Raw genomic sequence first — 15,588 nt, 5'->3', positions numbered from 1 at the left:
CATGGCACACTCGGCTGCGCGATGGACATATCCGGGACCCAGCTCAGAGCCGTGCGCGCGGCGCTCTTCACGACGCTCGTCGTGACGCTCTCCGCCGCGTCGCACGTCCTGCTGTCCCGCGCCCCGCTGCCGCTGACCACCGTCGCGGTGATCGCCGCCGCGGTCTTCGTCATCGCGTACGCCCTGGCGGGGCGCGAGCGTGGCTACGGCCGCATCGCAGCCCTCCTGATCCCGCTGGAACTGGCCGCCGACACGGTGTTCACCACGGGGCAGCACGTCTGTTACGGCCAGGCGGGCGGTCCCGTCGCGGGCCCGCTGCGCTCCGTCGGCTTCGACGTGCTGTGCGGCGGTGCCGGCGTCGGCACCCCGCTGGCCCAGATGACCGGCGGCGACGGACACCGTGCCGCCGCCGTGCTGCTCGCCGAGGCCGATCCGGGCGCCGCCTGGCTGCTGCTCGGCGCGCACATCGGGGTCGGCCTGCTCGCGGCACTCTGGCTGCGGCGCGGCGAGCGCGCCCTGGCCCAGGTCCTGCGCGCGGTGGCCGCTTCCACCTTCCGGCCGCTGCTCGTCGCGGTCGCCGCGGTGGGCATCCGCCCGCGGCCGCCGCACCGCGCCCCGCGCCCCGCACGCCGGGTCCGGACCGCGCGTACGCGGCTGCTCGTGCACTTCGTGGGACGGCGTGGACCGCCGTGCTCGGCCGTCTTCGCCTGAGCACCACCGTCCCCACGCACGTCACCCCTACGGAGAACATCATCATGAGCAAGCGCAACAGCCAGGCGGCCAAGTCGGCGGCCCGCGAGCGGATCCGCGCCCAGCAGGAAGCCGAGCGCAAGCGCGAGAAGCGCAAGCGGTCGCTGATCGTCGGCGTCTCCGTCGTCGCGGTCCTGGCGATCGCGGGCGGCGTCGGGTACGCCGTCATGCAGTCCAACAAGCCCGGCCACTGGGAAGCCGCCAAGGACGAGAAGCTGGTCAAGCCGGCGAACTCCACGGGCACGGACGGCACGACCGTCGTCATCGGCAAGGACAGCGCCAAGAAGACCCTCAAGGTCTACGAGGACCCGCGCTGCCCGGTCTGCGCCAGCTTCGAGCAGACGGTCGGCCCGACGGTCGAGAAGGACCTGAAGGACGGCAAGTACAAGATCCAGTTCATCGGCGCCTCGTTCCTCGACCGCAACCTCACGGGTGAGGGCTCCAAGAACGCGCTCAGCGCGCTCGGTGCCGCCCTGAACGTGAGCGACCAGGCCTTCCTCGACTACAAGAAGGCGATGTTCTCCAAGGAGAACCACCCCTCCGAGACCGAGGACAAGTTCAAGGACGACGCGGTCCTGACCAAGATCGCGAACCAGGTCCCCGAGCTCAAGAAGAGCAAGACCTTCGCGAAGGACGTCAAGAACGGCACGTACGACCGCTGGGCCCTGGAGATGTCGAAGAAGTTCGACGACAACAAGGACGGCGTCGACGGCACCCCCTCCTTCGTCATGGACGGCAAGAAGCTGACCGGCTCCGACAAGAAGAACGCGCCCTCGACGGTCGAGGAGTACAAGACGGCCATCGACGCGGCGCTCAAGGGCTGAACCGACCGCAGAGCCGCACGCTGAGCGGCACAGAGCGGAAGAGCGGGCGAACGTTTCGGAGTTCGCCCGCTCTTGGCGATTACTGATCAGTAAGGTAATCGCCCGTGACCAGCCGAAACAGCGCCCCCAGTTCGCTCAACTCCGCGGCCCCGAGCCGCCGTACGGTCGTGAAGGCCGCTGCCGCCACCGCGGCCCTCGCGCCCCTCGCCGCCGCTCCCCTCGCGCACGCCGCCGAAGGGCCCGCCTTCCACCACGGAGTCGCCTCGGGTGACCCGCTGCCCGACGGAGTCCTGCTGTGGACCCGGGTGACGCCGACCCCGGAGGCCTCGCCGGGCTCCGGCAGAGGGCCGGACACCGAAGTGAGATGGGAGATAGCCAAGGACAAGGGCTTCACCCAGGTCGTCGGCCACGGCAGCACGACCGCCCGAGCCGCGGCCGACCACACGGTCAAGGCCGACGTAAGGGGCTTGAGCCCTGCCACCACCTATTACTTCCGCTTCTCCGCGGGCGACTCGGGAAGCGGGGGCACCCCGGTGCACTCCCCCGTCGGCCGCACCCGCACCACCCCCGCGCACGAGGCGGCGGCCCCCGGGGTCCGCTTCGGCGTGGTGTCCTGCGCCAACTGGGAGGCCGGCTACTTCTCCGCGTACCGCCATCTCGCGGCCCGCACCGAACTCGACGCGGTCCTGCACATCGGCGACTACATCTACGAGTACCAGAGCGGCGAGTACCCGGCCGCCGAGTACGGAGTGCGCCTGCACGAGCCGCGGCACGAGATCGTCAGCCTCGCCGACTACCGCACCCGGCACGGCGCCCACAAGACCGACCCGGACGCGCAGGCGATGCACGCCACGCACCCGCTGATCGCGATCTGGGACGACCACGAGTTCGCCGACAACACCTGGTCGGGCGGCGCGGTGAACCACTCCCCTCAGACCGAGGGCGGCTGGGCGCAGCGCATGGCGGCCGCCAAGCAGGCGTACTTCGAGTGGATGCCCGTACGCCCCTCCACCGAGGGCACCGTCTACCGCCGCCTCCGCTTCGGCAAGCTGGCCGATCTGCACCTGCTCGACCTGCGCTCCTTCCGCTCCGAGCAGGCGGGGTTCGGCAGCGGCGACGTGGACGACCCGGACCGTACGATCACGGGGCGCGCCCAGCTCGACTGGCTGAAGGCGGGCCTCGCCTCGTCCGATGCCTCCTGGAAGCTGGTCGGCACCTCGGTGATGATCTCGCCGGTCGCCTTCGGTTCCGTACCGGCCCATCTGCTCGAACCCATCGCGGAGTTGCTCGGCCTGCCCAAGGAAGGCCTCGCGATCAACGCCGACCAGTGGGACGGCTACACCGACGACCGCAAGGAGCTCATCTCCCACCTGGTCGACAAGGCCATCCGGAACACGGTCTTCCTCACCGGTGACATCCACATGGCCTGGGCGAACGACGTACCGGTCAGGGCCGCCACCTACCCCGCATCGCCCTCCGCGGCCACGGAGTTCGTGGTCACCTCCGTGACCTCGGACAACGTGGACGACATGCTGCACGTCGCCCCGCACACCCTCTCGCTGGTCGCGGTGGGCGCGGTGAAGGCGGCCAACCGCCATGTGAAATGGCTGGACATGGACTCGCACGGCTACGGAGTCCTCGACGTCACGGCCGAGCGGTCCCAAATGGACTACTACGTCCTGTCCGACCGCAAGGACCCCGGGGCGACCTCCTCCTGGGCCCGTTCGTACCGCACCCTCAGCGGCACACAGAGGGTCGAGCGGGCGTACTCCCCGGTGCGCTGACCCGGGTCACGCGCGTCTCCGGCGCCCCTTACCCTTGCGTCATGAGTGGCCAGGGGGACGTGGTGGACGGGCGCTTCGAGCTGCTGGAGCGGCTCGGCAGCGGGGGCATGGGCACGGTGTGGCGGGCGCGCGACACCGTGCTGCACCGCGAGGTGGCCATCAAGGAGGTCCGGCCCACCGAACGGGAGCTGACGGGCGAGCAGTCGCGCGTCCTGCGGGAGCGCGTGCTGCGCGAGGCCAGGGCGCTGGCCCGGATCAACCACCCGCATGTGGTGACGATCCATCACATCGTGGACACGGGTCCGCACCCCTGGCTCGTGATGGAACTGCTGCCGGGGCGCACGCTCCAGGACCTCCTGGAACAGGGCACGTTGCCGCCGCACGAGGCGGCCCGCATCGGCCGCGAGCTGCTCTCGGCGCTGCGCGTCGCCCACGCGGCGGGCATCCTGCACCGGGACGTGAAGCCCGCCAACATCCTGCTGCGGGGCGAGACTCCCGGCAGCGCGGGCCCCTCCGTGGTCCTCACGGACTTCGGCATCGCGACGCTGCACGGCTCCACGCAGCTCACCGCGACCGGCGACCTGATCGGCTCGCCGGAGTACATGGCGCCCGAGCGCATCCGCGGCACGGACCAGGGCCCGGCGGCCGACCTCTGGTCGCTCGGCCTCGTGCTCTATCTCGCCGTGGAAGGCGTCAGCCCGCTGCGCCGCGCCACGACGCTTGCCACGCTCGCCGCCGTGCTCGACGACCCCGTGCCGCCGCCGGTGCGCTCCGGGCCGCTCGCGCCGGTCCTGAGCGCCCTGCTCGTACGGGATCCCGCGCTGCGCCCGGACGCGGAGCGCCTGGACGCGATGCTCGCCGCGGTGGCGCACGGGATCGCCTGGCAGCCTACGGAGACTTCGGAGCGCCCTCCGGTCACGGTGGCGCAGCTGCCCGCCGAGCCCCGCAGGCGTACGCCGGTGATCGCCGCGGCCCTCGCCGTGGCGCTCGCCCTGGTGGGCGGTGCCGCGCTGGTGTTCGCGCTGCGGGACGGGGGCGACACGGGCGGGGAGGGAGACAAGGGCGGCGGGAGCTCCTCCGCGGCTTCCTCCCCGGCGTCACCTGAACCCACGAAGTCGTCCAAGAGCCCGGACCGGAGCGAGAGCCCCGACCGCAGCGAGAGCCCCGACCCGACCACGTCACCGGAGTCCTCCTCCCCCGGCGCCCCGCCCGCATCGGGCAGTTGGGTCGCCCAGCTCTTCTCCGAGCCGGTCGGGTCGGGCGCGGACGCCCGCGACCGCCGGCTCGCGGCCGTGCGCAAGGACGTGCCGGAGGCGAAGTACGTGCGCAGCGACGACTACGCGTCGCTGCGGCCCGGCTTCTGGGTGATCTACGCCCCAGGGCCCTTCGCGGACGGCCGGGCCGCCCTGCGGTTCTGCGCCGAGCGCGGCAGGACCGCCGGGGACGAATGCGTCGGGCGGTACCTCAGCTCCAGCGGCGGGGACTACGACCTCCAGTGCAAGCCGCCCGTGAGCGCCCCGGTGGGACGCTGCACGCGCGCGTGAACCGTCGCGGGGGCGTGCGGCGGCCAGAGGTCCGCGCGAAGCGGCTAGAGCGTCTCCAGGAAGCCGATCGCCGTCCGCCACGTCGCCTCCGCCGCCTCGGCGTCGTAGTCGTCCAGGTCGGGGTCGGTGTAGATGTGACCGGCTCCGGCGTAGCGGTAGACCTCGACGTCGGCTCCGGCCCGCCCCATCTGCAGGTACCACGCGCTCAGCCAGTCGTCCGTCTCGAACGGGTCCGGCTCGGCGACGTGCAGCTGCACCGGCAGCTCGTCCACCGTCGTGTTCTCCGCGATGTCGGACGTGCCGTGCAGGAGCAGCAGCCCGCGCGCCTTGGCGTCGCCGAGGGCGAGGGTCTGCGCGGTGGCCGCGCCGAACGAGAACCCGGCGTAGACGAGACCCCGCTCGGAGTAGGGCGCGGCGGCCAGGATCGCCCTCTTCAGGAGCTCGTCCTTGCCGAGCTCGTCCTTGAAGGCCATGCCTTCCTCGACGGTGTCGAAGGTGCGCCCTTCGAACAGATCGGGCGTCGTCACCTCGTGCCCCTCGGCGCGCAGCCGGTCGGCCGCCGCGTGCACCGCGGGCCGCAGCCCGTACGTCGAGTGGAAAAGCATGATGTTCATGGGGCCATCGTGCCACTTACCCTCGGGGGCATGGAGAACGTACTGCGTCCGTTGATCGTGGTCGGCGGCTCGGTCGTGCTCACGCTGGCCGTGGTTTGGCTGGCCGACGTGCTGCTGCGCCGAGCCGACGACCGCCATCCCGACAATCCGCTGTGGGGTCTGCTGCGTCGCTGCCGACTGCCGTCCCAACTGTCCCTGTGTACTGCCCTGTTGCGCGGCTCGTTCGAACACGCGGAGATCGGAAAGGATCATTCGGCGGGTATCGCGCAGACCCTGACCCTGGTGCTCATCGGGTCGGTGGCCTGGCTCCTCGTCCGTATCGCGACCGCCATCGTGGAGGCCACCTACGCCCAGTACGCCAACGCGCACCGCGACCCGGCCCGCGTCCGGCGTGTGCGTACGCAGGTCACCCTCATCCAGCGGGTGGTCACCGCGATCGTCGGTGTCGTGGCCGTCGGAGCGATGCTGCTGACCTTCCCCGCCATGCAGGCGGCCGGGACGTCGCTGCTGGCGTCGGCGGGCGTTCTGGGCATCGTCGCGGGCGTCGCCGCCCAGTCCACGCTCGCCAATCTCTTCGCGGGGCTGCAGATCGCCTTCGGCGACATGGTGCGGATCGGCGACACGGTCGTCGTGGACGGCGAGTGGGGCACCATCGACGAGATCACGCTGACCTTCCTTGCCGTGCGGACCTGGGACGAGCGCCGGATCACGATGCCGGTGTCGTACTTCGTGTCGAAGCCCTTCGAGAACTGGTCGCGCGGCGGCGCCCAGATGACCGGCACGGTCTTCTTCCAGCTGGACCACAGCGCGCCCATCACCGAGATGCGCGAGAAGCTCCAGGACATCCTGCGCGAGTGCGCCGCCTGGGACGGCAGGGACTGGGGCCTGGCGGTCACGGACACGACGCCGAACACGATCCAGGTCCGCGCCCTGGTCACCGCCAAGGACGCGGACGACATCTGGACGGTGCGTGTCACCGTGCGCGAGCACCTGGTCCGCTGGCTGACCGAGCACCACGCGTACGCCCTGCCGAAGGTCAGCACGGCCTGGGCCGAACTGCCGCCGGGGGACGACCACCCGCATCCGCCCCCGCCGATAGTGCCCCGCACGGGCCGGGGCTGAGCCCTCGGGCCTCCCTCAGGACCGCAGGCTGCGTACGTCGAGGTGGTGCAGGACCCGGTCGACGATCTCGGGATCGGCGCCGGGTTCGCTGCGCGCCGCGAGGATCTCGTGGCGGGCGGCCGACATCATGTCGCGCTGGATGCGCTGGACCGCCTTGAGCCGGTCGGCGCGCTTGGAGTACCGCTCGCGCCGTTCGTCGTCGACGATGTCGGGGCTGATTCTCGCGCCGATGTCGAACGCCCCGCGCAGCAGCCGCTCCGAGAGGTCCTCCGGCAGCTCCTCGACCTCTTCGATCTCCTTGAGGCGCCGCTTGGCCGCCTTGGCCGCCCGGATGGCGAGATCCCGCTCGATGGCCCGCTCGATGTCGGTGTCCGCGCGCACCCCGAGCTTCTTCACCAGCCAGGGCAGGGTGAGCCCCTGGACGACGAGGGTCGCCATGATGACGCAGAAGGCGATGAAGATGATCTCGTCCCGGGCCGGGAAGGGATCCCCGCTGTCCGTCTTCAGCGGAATGGCGAGGGCAAGGGCCACCGATGCCACGCCGCGCATCCCCGACCACCACATGACGACGGTCTCGCGCCAGGTCGTCGGGATCTCCTCGTCGACGTCCCGCAGCTTGTGCAGGCGCTTGGCGAGCCAGGTCGCCGGCAGCAGCCACATCAGGCGTACGCCGACGACGACCGCGACGACGGCCGCTCCCCAGCCGAGCATCTGCAGCTCACGGCCGCTCGCCGTGCCGAAGACGTTGTGCAGTTCGAGCCCGATGAGCCCGAAGGCGACGCCGGTGACCAGGGTGTCGACGATCTGCCAGAACGTCTGTCCGGTGATCCGCCCGAGCACGTCGTCGGCGTCGGCGGCGTGCTCCGCGAGGTAGAGCGCGGTGGTCAGCACGGCGAGCACGCCGGAGCCCATCAGCTCCTCTGCAAGGACATAGCTCACGAAGGGCACGAGCAGCGTCAGGCCGGTCTGCAGGGTTGCCTCACCGAGCAGCCCCATGAGCTTGTTGGTGAGCCAGCCGAGCGCGAACCCCACGGCGACGGCGACCACCGCGGAGAGCGCAAGCTGCCCCACCGCCTCCGGCCACGAGAACGTCCCGCTCACCGCCGCCGCGATCGCCACGTGGTAGAGCACGATGGCCGTGACGTCGTTGAAGAGGCCCTCCCCCTCCAGGATCGACACGAGCCGCCGCGGCAGTCCGAGCGACCCGGCGACGGCGGTCGCGGCGACCGGGTCGGGCGGCGCCACGAGCGCGCCGAGCGCCACGGCGGCGGCGATCGGCAGCCCGGGAACGACCGAGCCGGCGACCGCGGCGACGGCTGCCGTCGTCACGAAGACCAGGGCCACGGCGAGCAGGAAGATGGGGCGTCTGTTGGCCGCGAACTGCCGCCACGAGGTGCGCTGGACAGCCGCGTACAGCAAGGGCGGGAGGACCAGCGGAAGGATGTAGTCGGGCGGGATCTCGACGTTCGGGACCCAGGGGGCGAAGGCGAGGACGATCCCGGCCAGCGTCATGAGAACGGGCGCGGGCAGCCCGAGCCGCTCCCCCAGCGGCACCGTCACGACGGCGCCGAGCAACAGAACGAGCAGCAGCGCCAGTTGGTCCACGGTGCGCCCTCCGGCGGTTTCGAGGCGGTTCGAGGCTCAGACGATCAAGACCTCAACCCTGCCACGCATCCCCCGCGAACCGGGCCTTTGCCCCTCCGCCACCCTCGCCCGGCGAGGACCCGCGGTTCAGTCCAGCGGCTTGCGCATCGCCCGGTGCGGGATCCCCGCGTCCGGGAACTCGGGGCCGTAGACCACGTATCCCAGTCGTTCGTAGAACCCCAGCGCATGCGTCTGCGCGTGCAGGTCGATCGCGGTGAGGCCACGCGCGCGTGCCGCTTCCTCGATCGCCCGCACCAGGGCCGCACCGACACCGAGTCCGCGCGCGGCCCGGGTCACCGCGAGGCGGCCGAGCGCGCCCACCTCGGGATCTCCGCCGTTCTTGGCGGCGGCCGCCGCACCGAAGAGCAGGCGTCCCGTGCCCAGCGGCAGACCGTCCTCACGGACCGCGAGGACATGCACCGCCCCGGCGTCGTACGCGTCGTACTCAAGGTCCTCAGGGACCTGCTGCTCGGCGACGAAGACTTCCTTGCGGACCGCGAAGCAGGCCTCCAGGTCGTCGGCCTCGACCGCGACGCGGCAGGTGACCCCGGTGCTCATGAGCTCTCGGCCCGCACCCGGTCGAGCGCCTGCTGGAGGTCGTCCGGATAGGTGCTCTCGAACTCCACCCACTGCCCGTCACCGGGGTGCTCGAAGCCGAGCCGCACCGCGTGCAGCCACTGGCGCGTGAGGCCGAGCCGCTTGGCGAGCGTGGGGTCGGCGCCGTACGTCAGGTCGCCCACGCACGGGTGCCGGTGGGCCGCCATGTGCACGCGGATCTGGTGCGTGCGGCCCGTCTCCAGCTTGATGTCGAGCAGGGAGGCCGCGCGGAACGCCTCGATGAGGTCGTAGTGCGTGACGGAGGGCTTGCCCTCGGCCGTGACCGCCCACTTGTAGTCGTGGTTCGGATGGCGCCCGATGGGTGCGTCGATCGTGCCGCTCATCGGGTCGGGGTGGCCCTGCACCAGCGCGTTGTAGCGCTTGTCGACCGTGCGCTCCTTGAACTGGCGCTTCAGGGAGGTGTACGCGCGCTCCGACTTGGCGACCGCCATCAGACCGGACGTGCCCACGTCGAGGCGGTGCACGATGCCCTGGCGCTCGGCGGCGCCCGAGGTCGAGATGCGATACCCGGCGGCCGCGAGGCCGCCGATCACCGTGGTGCCGGTCCAGCCGGGGCTCGGGTGCGCGGCCACACCGACCGGCTTGACGATCACGAGGATGTCGTCGTCGTCATGGATGATCTCCATGCCCTCGACGGGCTCGGCGACGATCTGCACCGGAGCGGGCGCCTGCGGCATCTCCACCTCCAGCCAGGCGCCGCCGTGCACACGCTCGGACTTGCCGACCACGCTGCCGTCGACCATCACCTTGCCTGCCGCCGCCAGCTCGGCGGCCTTCGTGCGGGAAAAACCGAACATGCGAGAGATGGCGGCGTCTACGCGCTCGCCCTCCAGGCCGTCCGGCACGGGCAGGGTACGGATCTCGGGAATCGTGCTCACCCATTGAGTATGCAGGAGGCCACCGACACTCCCGCACCACGCATCCCGCCGGGCGGCCCGCTCAGTCCTTGTGGACGGTCCCGTCCGGGTCGAGGCCGCGGAAGGACAGGATCACGATCAGGAAGCCGCCGCACACGATCGCCGAGTCCGCGAGGTTGAACACCGCGAAGCCCTTCGGCGCGATGAAGTCGACCACCGCTCCCTCGAACACGCCGGGGGCGCGGAAGATCCGGTCGGTGAGGTTGCCCAGGGCGCCGCCGAGCAGCATGCCCAGGGCGATCGCCCACGGCATGCTGTAGAGCTTGCGGGCCAGGCGGGCGATCACGACGATCACGGCCGCCGCGATGCAGGTGAAGATCACGGTGAAGGCCTCGCCGATCCCGAAGGCGGCGCCCGCGTTCCGGATGGCGTTGAACTGCAGCCAGTCGCCGATGATCTCGATCGGCTCGTGGTGCTCGAGCTTCGCGACGACGATCATCTTGCTGACGAGGTCCAGGGCGTACGCCAGCACGGCCACCGCGAACAGGACGAGGATCTTGCGCTTGCCCTTGGGGCGCTGCTCGTCCGGCGAGGCCTGCTCGTCCGACGAGGTCCGCTCGTCCTTGGCGGCCCGCTCGCCCTGCTCGCTTCGCCCCGTCGCCTCGCCGGAGCCCGAGGCGGACTGCTCCGGCTCGGTCCCAGCCGCCTCAGGGATGTCCGGCGTACCGATGATGCGCTCCGCCTCTGCCACGTGAGTCCCTCAACCTAGGTACCTGACTGGGGACGAGGGTACGGCACACACGTACGGCATCAGGTGGTCAGGCCGCGTTCGGTGGCTCCGGTGTTCAGTAGCGCCTCTCCTGCTTCTGCTTGCAGTCCATGCACAGGGTCGCGCGCGGGAAGGCCTGCATCCGCGCCTTGCCGATGGGATTGCCGCAGTTCTCGCAGATGCCGTACGTCCCTGCGTCGAGGCGCTCCAGGGCGCGCTCGGTCTGTTCGAGCATCTCGCGCGCATTGGCGGCCAGCGACATCTCGTGTTCCCGCGTGATGTTCTTCGTGCCGGTGTCCGCGTCGTCGTCGCCCGCGCCGTCCCCGGAGTCACGCATCAGCCCCGCGAGGGCGTCCTCGGAGGAGGAGATCTCGGCTCCGAGCCGCAGCGCCTCGCTCTGGAGCTCCGCGCGGGCCTCCTCGACCTCGTCCGGGGTCCAGGGGTCCTCGCCGGGCCGGACCGCCAGCTCACCGGGCTCCGCGGCGGCGACACGTGCCTTGGGCACCGCCGTCGGCTTCTTCGCTGCCGTCGCCGTGCCCGGAGTCTTCTTCGTGACCACTGTCGTGGCTCCCGTCGTCTCCGCGGCCTGAGCCGCACCCTCGGCCGCTGTCGCGGCCGTCTTCTTGGCTGTGCTCTTCTTGGCGGTGCTCTTCTTGGCAGCTGTCTTCTTCGCCGTCGGAGCCTTCTTGGCGGCGGGAGCCTTCTTGGCCGCGGTGGGCTCCTTGGCGGGGCCCTCCCCGGCTGCCGTCTTCTTGCCGGCATCGGCGACCTTGACGACCGCCTTCTTGGCGACGGCCTTCTTGACCGCCGCTTTCTTGGCGACGGCCTTCTTGGCGGCCGCCTTCTTCGTGGTCTTCTTCGCTGCGGTCTTCTTGGCCGCAGCCTTCTCGCCGACGGGCTTCGCGGCCTCGTGCGTGCCGTGGGAACCGTGCGTTCCGCCTGCTCCCTGTGTGGCCGCGCCCGTGGATCTGCCTGACGCCGAATCCTGTACGGCGGTCTTCTTCGCCACCATGGCCGCGGCCCCTTCACATTTTGTGATCTTGCTCGCGCAATCGTGCTGGGACGATAAATCGACTCAAGGCCCGCGGCAACGGGGCACGCCGCTCGATACGCCCGCCCCACGGGTGCAGCGCGGCGAACATGCATGCGTTGTGCCCAGCTCCCAGCCGGGTAATCCGGCCGGTACGACGGGCCAGGATCCGGACCCCGCACGTGTCGCCATTCGGGTCAGTCACCCCGGCCCCGGCGGCGTGGGATCCAAGGCGGCTGCGAGGCCGCTTCGAGGCGGAAATCAGGCATAAAATGGGACATGACAAGAGAAGGTGCGTCATGCGCAAGACAGCCGACTGCCGCGAATTCCCGAGCGAGACCAACTGCACCCTCGCCATCTCCGGCGAAGAGGAGGAAGTGGTCCGCGCCGCCAGCGAGCACGCCGTGTCCGTCCACGGGCACACCGACAGCCCGGAGCTGCGGAAGATGGTCCGCGACTCCCTCCGGGACGAGGTCCCCCAGCACGCCTGAGGCGGCCGCCCGAAATCCGGTCGGCCCCGTCCACCCCGGCCCCGTACACTGGGCGGAGCGAGAAGCGTGGATGGGGACGAGTAGCGGCGTAAGCGGCCATGAGCGACCCGGGGACGGTGTGAGCCCGGGGGCAGGCGCGACGCGAAGATCACCCCTGAGCCGCCGGAAGAACCACCGGTAGTGGACCCCCCGGGCCCGCCGCAGGCCAGTAGACCCGGCATCGCGACCCCAATGAGGGGGCTTTCCCTGGCGTCACACGCGCCTGGAAGGCCAAGGAGGGTGGTACCGCGGGAGCGCGACAAGCGGCTCTCGTCCCTCCGACGGAACGGAATCGTCCGCCGGAGGAAGCGCGTTGAACACGCAGCCGCAGTACCGCCAGGTGCCCGCCCAGGTCGACCTGCCCGCCCTTGAGCACGCCGTGCTCGACTTCTGGCGCGAGCAGAAGATCTTCGCCAAGAGCCTGGAGCAGTCCGAGGGCCGCCCCGAGTGGGTCTTCTACGAGGGCCCGCCCACCGCCAACGGCATGCCGGGCGCCCACCACATCGAGGCCCGCGTCTTCAAGGACGTCTTCCCGCGCTTCCGCACCATGCGGGGCTACCACGTCGCCCGCAAGGCCGGCTGGGACTGCCACGGCCTGCCGGTCGAGCTCGCGGTCGAGAAGGAGCTCGGGTTCAACGGCAAGAAGGACATCGAGGCGTACGGCATCGCCGAGTTCAACGCCAAGTGCCGCGAGTCCGTGACCCGGCACACCGACGCCTTCGCCGACCTCACGACCCGCATGGGGTACTGGACCGACCTCGACGGCGCGTACCGCACGATGAACCCCGAGTACATCGAATCGGTCTGGTGGTCCCTGAAGGAGATCTTCAACAAGGACCTCCTGGTCCAGGACCACCGCGTCGCCCCCTGGTGCCCGCGCTGCGGCACCGGCCTCTCCGACCACGAGCTGGCGCAGGGCTACGAAACGGTCGTCGACCCGTCCGTGTTCGTGCGCTTCCCGCTCACCTCCGGCCCCCTCGCGGGCGAGGCGGCCCTCCTGGTGTGGACGACCACTCCGTGGACCCTCGTCTCGAACACCGCGGTCGCCGCGCACCCGGACGTCACGTACGTCGTCGCGACGAACGGCGAAGAGAAGCTCGTGGTCGCCGAGCCGCTTCTCGAGAAGGCACTCGGCGAGGGCTGGGAGGTCACCGGCAAGACCTTCACCGGCGCCGAGATGGAGCGCTGGAACTACCAGCGCCCCTTCGAGCTCGTGGAGTTCCCGGCTCCGGCCCACTACGTGGTCAACGCCGACTACGTGACCACCGAGGACGGCACCGGTCTGGTCCACCAGTCCCCCGCCTTCGGTGAGGACGACCTCAAGGTCTGCCGCTCGTACGGCCTCCCGGTCGTGAACCCGGTGCGCCCCGACGGCACCTTCGAGGAGGACGTACCGCTCGTGGGCGGTGTCTTCTTCAAGAAGGCCGACGAAAAGCTCACCGAGGACCTCCAGGACCGCGGTCTGCTGTTCAAGCACATCCCGTACGAGCACAGCTATCCGCACTGCTGGCGCTGTCACACCGCGCTCCTCTACTACGCGCAGCCGTCCTGGTACATCCGCACGACGGCCATCAAGGACCGCCTCCTCCAGGAGAACGAGAAGACCAACTGGTTCCCCGACTCGGTCAAGCACGGCCGCTTCGGCGACTGGCTGACCAACAACGTCGACTGGGCCCTGTCCCGCAACCGCTACTGGGGCACCCCGCTGCCCATCTGGCGCTGCGAGGAAGGCCACTTGACGTGCGTGGGCTCGCGCGCCGAGCTCTCCGACCTGACGGGCACCGACCAGTCGGAGCTCGACCCGCACCGCCCGTACATCGACGCGGTGACCTTCCCGTGCCCGACCTGCCAGGAGACCGCGACGCGCGTCCCCGAGGTCATCGACGCCTGGTACGACTCCGGTTCGATGCCGTTCGCGCAGTGGGGCTACCCGCACAAGAACAAGGAGCTCTTCGAGAGCCGGTACCCGGCGCAGTTCATCTCGGAGGCCATCGACCAGACACGCGGCTGGTTCTACACGCTGATGGCGGTCGGCACGCTCGTCTTCGACAAGTCGTCCTACGAGAACGTGGTCTGCCTCGGCCACATCCTCGCCGAGGACGGCCGCAAGATGTCCAAGCACCTGGGCAACACCCTGGACCCGATCCCGCTGATGGACCAGCACGGCGCCGACGCCGTGCGCTGGTTCATGGCGGCGGGCGGCTCCCCGTGGGCGGCACGCCGCGTGGGCCACGGCACGATCCAGGAGGTCGTCCGCAAGACGCTCCTGACGTACTGGAACACGGTCGCCTTCCAGGCCCTGTACGCCCGTACGTCGAAGTGGGCCCCCAGCGACGCCGACCCGGCGCCCGCGGAGCGCCCGCTCCTGGACCGCTGGCTGCTCAGCGAGCTGCACGCGCTCACCGACCAGGTCACGCAGGCTCTGGAGGGCTACGACACCCAGCGGGCGGGCAAGCTCCTGTCCACGTTCGTCGACAACCTCTCGAACTGGTACGTACGCCGCTCCCGGCGCCGCTTCTGGCAGGGCGACAAGGCGGCCCTGCGCACCCTGCACGAGGTCCTGGAGACGGTCACCCGCCTCATCGCCCCGCTGACGCCGTTCATCGCGGAGCGCGTCTGGCAGGACCTGGTGGTGTCCGTCACCCCGGACGCCCCGGAGTCGGTCCACCTGACGTCCTGGCCCGAGGCCGACCTGTCGGCGATCGACCCGGACCTGTCGCGGCAGATGGTGCTCGTGCGTCGCCTGGTGGAGCTGGGCCGCGCCACGCGCGCGGAGTCGGGCGTCAAGACCCGCCAGCCGCTGTCCCGCGCCCTGGTCGCTGCCACCGGCTTCGAGTCGCTCAACCCGGAGCTGCACGCCCAGATCACCGAGGAGCTCAACGTCTCCTCCCTTGCGTCGCTCTCCGAGGTCGGCGGCTCACTGGTGGACACGACCGCGAAGGCGAACTTCCGCGCCCTGGGCAAGCGCTTCGGCAAGGGCGTCCAGGCGGTCGCCAAGGCCGTCGCCGACGCGGACGCCGCCGCGCTGTCCCTGGCCCTGCGCGAGGGCACGGCGTCGGTCGAGGTCGACGGCGAGAAGATCACGCTGGCCCCGGATGAGGTCATCATCACGGAGACCCCGCGCGAGGGCTGGTCGGTGGCGTCCGACTCCGGTGCCACGGTCGCCCTCGACCTGGAGATCACCGAGGAGCTGCGCCGGGCGGGCCTCGCCCGTGACGCGATCCGCCTGATCCAGGAGGCCCGCAAGAACAGCGGCCTGGACGTCGCGGACCGGATCGCCCTGCGCTGGACCTCCACGGACCCGGCCGTGGTCACGGCCCTGTCCGACCACGCCGACCTCATCGGGGACGAGGTCCTCGCCACGGCCTTCTTGAATGAGCACAGCGCCCAGGGCGAGGCCGACGAGGCGTACGGCGAGACGTTCACGGACGAGTCCCTGTCCCTGACGTTCCGCCTCCGCAAGGCGTAATCACCGGGAGTCGCCGAAGGCCCGGTCCCGCCG

General features: G+C 70.7%; 13 protein-coding genes. 7 read left to right on the top strand and 6 right to left on the bottom strand.

Annotation, left to right across the window (positions count from 1 at the left end; all coding sequences use genetic code 11):
* Window positions 1–21 precede the first annotated feature (21 nt).
* From M4V62_RS30785 to M4V62_RS30770, 4 genes are all read left to right on the top strand, one after another.
* Window positions 22–711: a hypothetical protein gene (locus M4V62_RS30785; RefSeq protein ID WP_249590452.1), complete on the top strand. Its 690-nt coding sequence runs from the start codon at window positions 22–24 to the stop codon at window positions 709–711.
* 44 nt (window positions 712–755) lie between these two features.
* The gene (locus M4V62_RS30780) at window positions 756–1,574 is read left to right on the top strand and encodes a thioredoxin domain-containing protein (protein ID WP_249590451.1); all 819 of its coding nucleotides are present in this window, start codon (window positions 756–758) and stop codon (window positions 1,572–1,574) included.
* A 104-nt stretch (window positions 1,575–1,678) separates the two neighbouring features.
* The gene (locus tag M4V62_RS30775) at window positions 1,679–3,358 is read left to right on the top strand and encodes an alkaline phosphatase D family protein (RefSeq protein ID WP_249590450.1); all 1,680 of its coding nucleotides are present in this window, start codon (window positions 1,679–1,681) and stop codon (window positions 3,356–3,358) included.
* A 41-nt stretch (window positions 3,359–3,399) separates the two neighbouring features.
* Window positions 3,400–4,902, top strand: coding sequence for a serine/threonine-protein kinase (locus M4V62_RS30770; RefSeq protein ID WP_249590449.1), 1,503 nt, complete (start codon window positions 3,400–3,402; stop codon window positions 4,900–4,902).
* A 44-nt stretch (window positions 4,903–4,946) separates the two neighbouring features.
* Here M4V62_RS30770 and M4V62_RS30765 read toward each other — a convergent pair whose 3' ends face one another.
* The gene (locus M4V62_RS30765) at window positions 4,947–5,516 is read right to left on the bottom strand and encodes a dienelactone hydrolase family protein (RefSeq protein ID WP_249590448.1); all 570 of its coding nucleotides are present in this window, start codon (window positions 5,514–5,516) and stop codon (window positions 4,947–4,949) included.
* 30 nt (window positions 5,517–5,546) lie between these two features.
* Between M4V62_RS30765 and M4V62_RS30760 the strand changes: the two genes are divergently transcribed.
* Complete coding sequence (locus M4V62_RS30760; protein ID WP_249590447.1) at window positions 5,547–6,638, top strand: mechanosensitive ion channel family protein; 1,092 nt, start codon at window positions 5,547–5,549, stop codon at window positions 6,636–6,638.
* 15 nt (window positions 6,639–6,653) lie between these two features.
* Here the strand turns inward: M4V62_RS30760 and M4V62_RS30755 are convergent, their stop codons facing one another.
* The 5 genes from M4V62_RS30755 to M4V62_RS30735 all read right to left on the bottom strand — a co-directional run bounded on the left by M4V62_RS30755 (window position 6,654) and on the right by M4V62_RS30735 (window position 11,538).
* On the bottom strand, window positions 6,654–8,243 hold the full coding sequence (locus M4V62_RS30755) for a Na+/H+ antiporter (protein ID WP_249590446.1): 1,590 nt from the start codon (window positions 8,241–8,243) through the stop codon (window positions 6,654–6,656).
* A gap of 126 nt (window positions 8,244–8,369) precedes the next feature.
* Entirely contained in the window at window positions 8,370–8,840 is a 471-nt protein-coding gene (locus M4V62_RS30750; protein WP_249590445.1) for a GNAT family N-acetyltransferase, read from the bottom strand.
* Entirely contained in the window at window positions 8,837–9,778 is a 942-nt protein-coding gene (locus M4V62_RS30745; protein WP_249590444.1) for an RluA family pseudouridine synthase, read from the bottom strand. Before M4V62_RS30745 ends, M4V62_RS30750 begins: the two co-directional genes overlap by 4 nt.
* Window positions 9,779–9,839: 61 nt before the next feature.
* Window positions 9,840–10,508, bottom strand: coding sequence for a signal peptidase II (gene lspA / locus M4V62_RS30740; protein ID WP_249590443.1), 669 nt, complete (start codon window positions 10,506–10,508; stop codon window positions 9,840–9,842).
* A 94-nt stretch (window positions 10,509–10,602) separates the two neighbouring features.
* Window positions 10,603–11,538, bottom strand: a complete 936-nt coding sequence (locus M4V62_RS30735) for a TraR/DksA family transcriptional regulator (RefSeq protein WP_249590442.1) — start codon at window positions 11,536–11,538, stop codon at window positions 10,603–10,605.
* A gap of 317 nt (window positions 11,539–11,855) precedes the next feature.
* On the opposite strand from M4V62_RS30735, the gene M4V62_RS30730 reads away from it, so the two are divergent.
* Window positions 11,856–12,047 (top strand): DUF1059 domain-containing protein, encoded by a 192-nt coding sequence (locus M4V62_RS30730; protein WP_087883719.1) that lies wholly within the window; start codon window positions 11,856–11,858, stop codon window positions 12,045–12,047.
* A gap of 352 nt (window positions 12,048–12,399) precedes the next feature.
* Window positions 12,400–15,555, top strand: a complete 3,156-nt coding sequence (ileS, locus tag M4V62_RS30725) for an isoleucine--tRNA ligase (protein ID WP_249590441.1) — start codon at window positions 12,400–12,402, stop codon at window positions 15,553–15,555.
* Window positions 15,556–15,588: the final 33 nt, after the last annotated feature.

Origin of the sequence: Streptomyces durmitorensis (assembly GCF_023498005.1) — a bacterium.
In the GTDB taxonomy this organism is placed as follows: domain Bacteria; phylum Actinomycetota; class Actinomycetes; order Streptomycetales; family Streptomycetaceae; genus Streptomyces; species Streptomyces durmitorensis.
This window is presented reverse-complemented; position numbering and strand designations above follow the sequence as displayed.

Excerpts from the sequence above, each read along its gene's own strand:
- M4V62_RS30785 (WP_249590452.1), top strand. The coding sequence starts at position 22 with ATGGACATATCCGGGACCCAGCTCAGAGCCGTGCGCGCGGCGCTCTTC.
- M4V62_RS30780 (WP_249590451.1), top strand. The coding sequence starts at position 756 with ATGAGCAAGCGCAACAGCCAGGCGGCCAAGTCGGCGGCCCGCGAGCGG.
- M4V62_RS30730 (WP_087883719.1), top strand. The coding sequence starts at position 11,856 with ATGCGCAAGACAGCCGACTGCCGCGAATTCCCGAGCGAGACCAACTGC.
- M4V62_RS30750 (WP_249590445.1), bottom strand. The coding sequence starts at position 8,840 with ATGAGCACCGGGGTCACCTGCCGCGTCGCGGTCGAGGCCGACGACCTG.
- M4V62_RS30770 (WP_249590449.1), top strand. The coding sequence starts at position 3,400 with ATGAGTGGCCAGGGGGACGTGGTGGACGGGCGCTTCGAGCTGCTGGAG.
- M4V62_RS30760 (WP_249590447.1), top strand. The coding sequence starts at position 5,547 with ATGGAGAACGTACTGCGTCCGTTGATCGTGGTCGGCGGCTCGGTCGTG.
- M4V62_RS30765 (WP_249590448.1), bottom strand. The coding sequence starts at position 5,516 with ATGAACATCATGCTTTTCCACTCGACGTACGGGCTGCGGCCCGCGGTG.
- M4V62_RS30735 (WP_249590442.1), bottom strand. The coding sequence starts at position 11,538 with ATGGTGGCGAAGAAGACCGCCGTACAGGATTCGGCGTCAGGCAGATCC.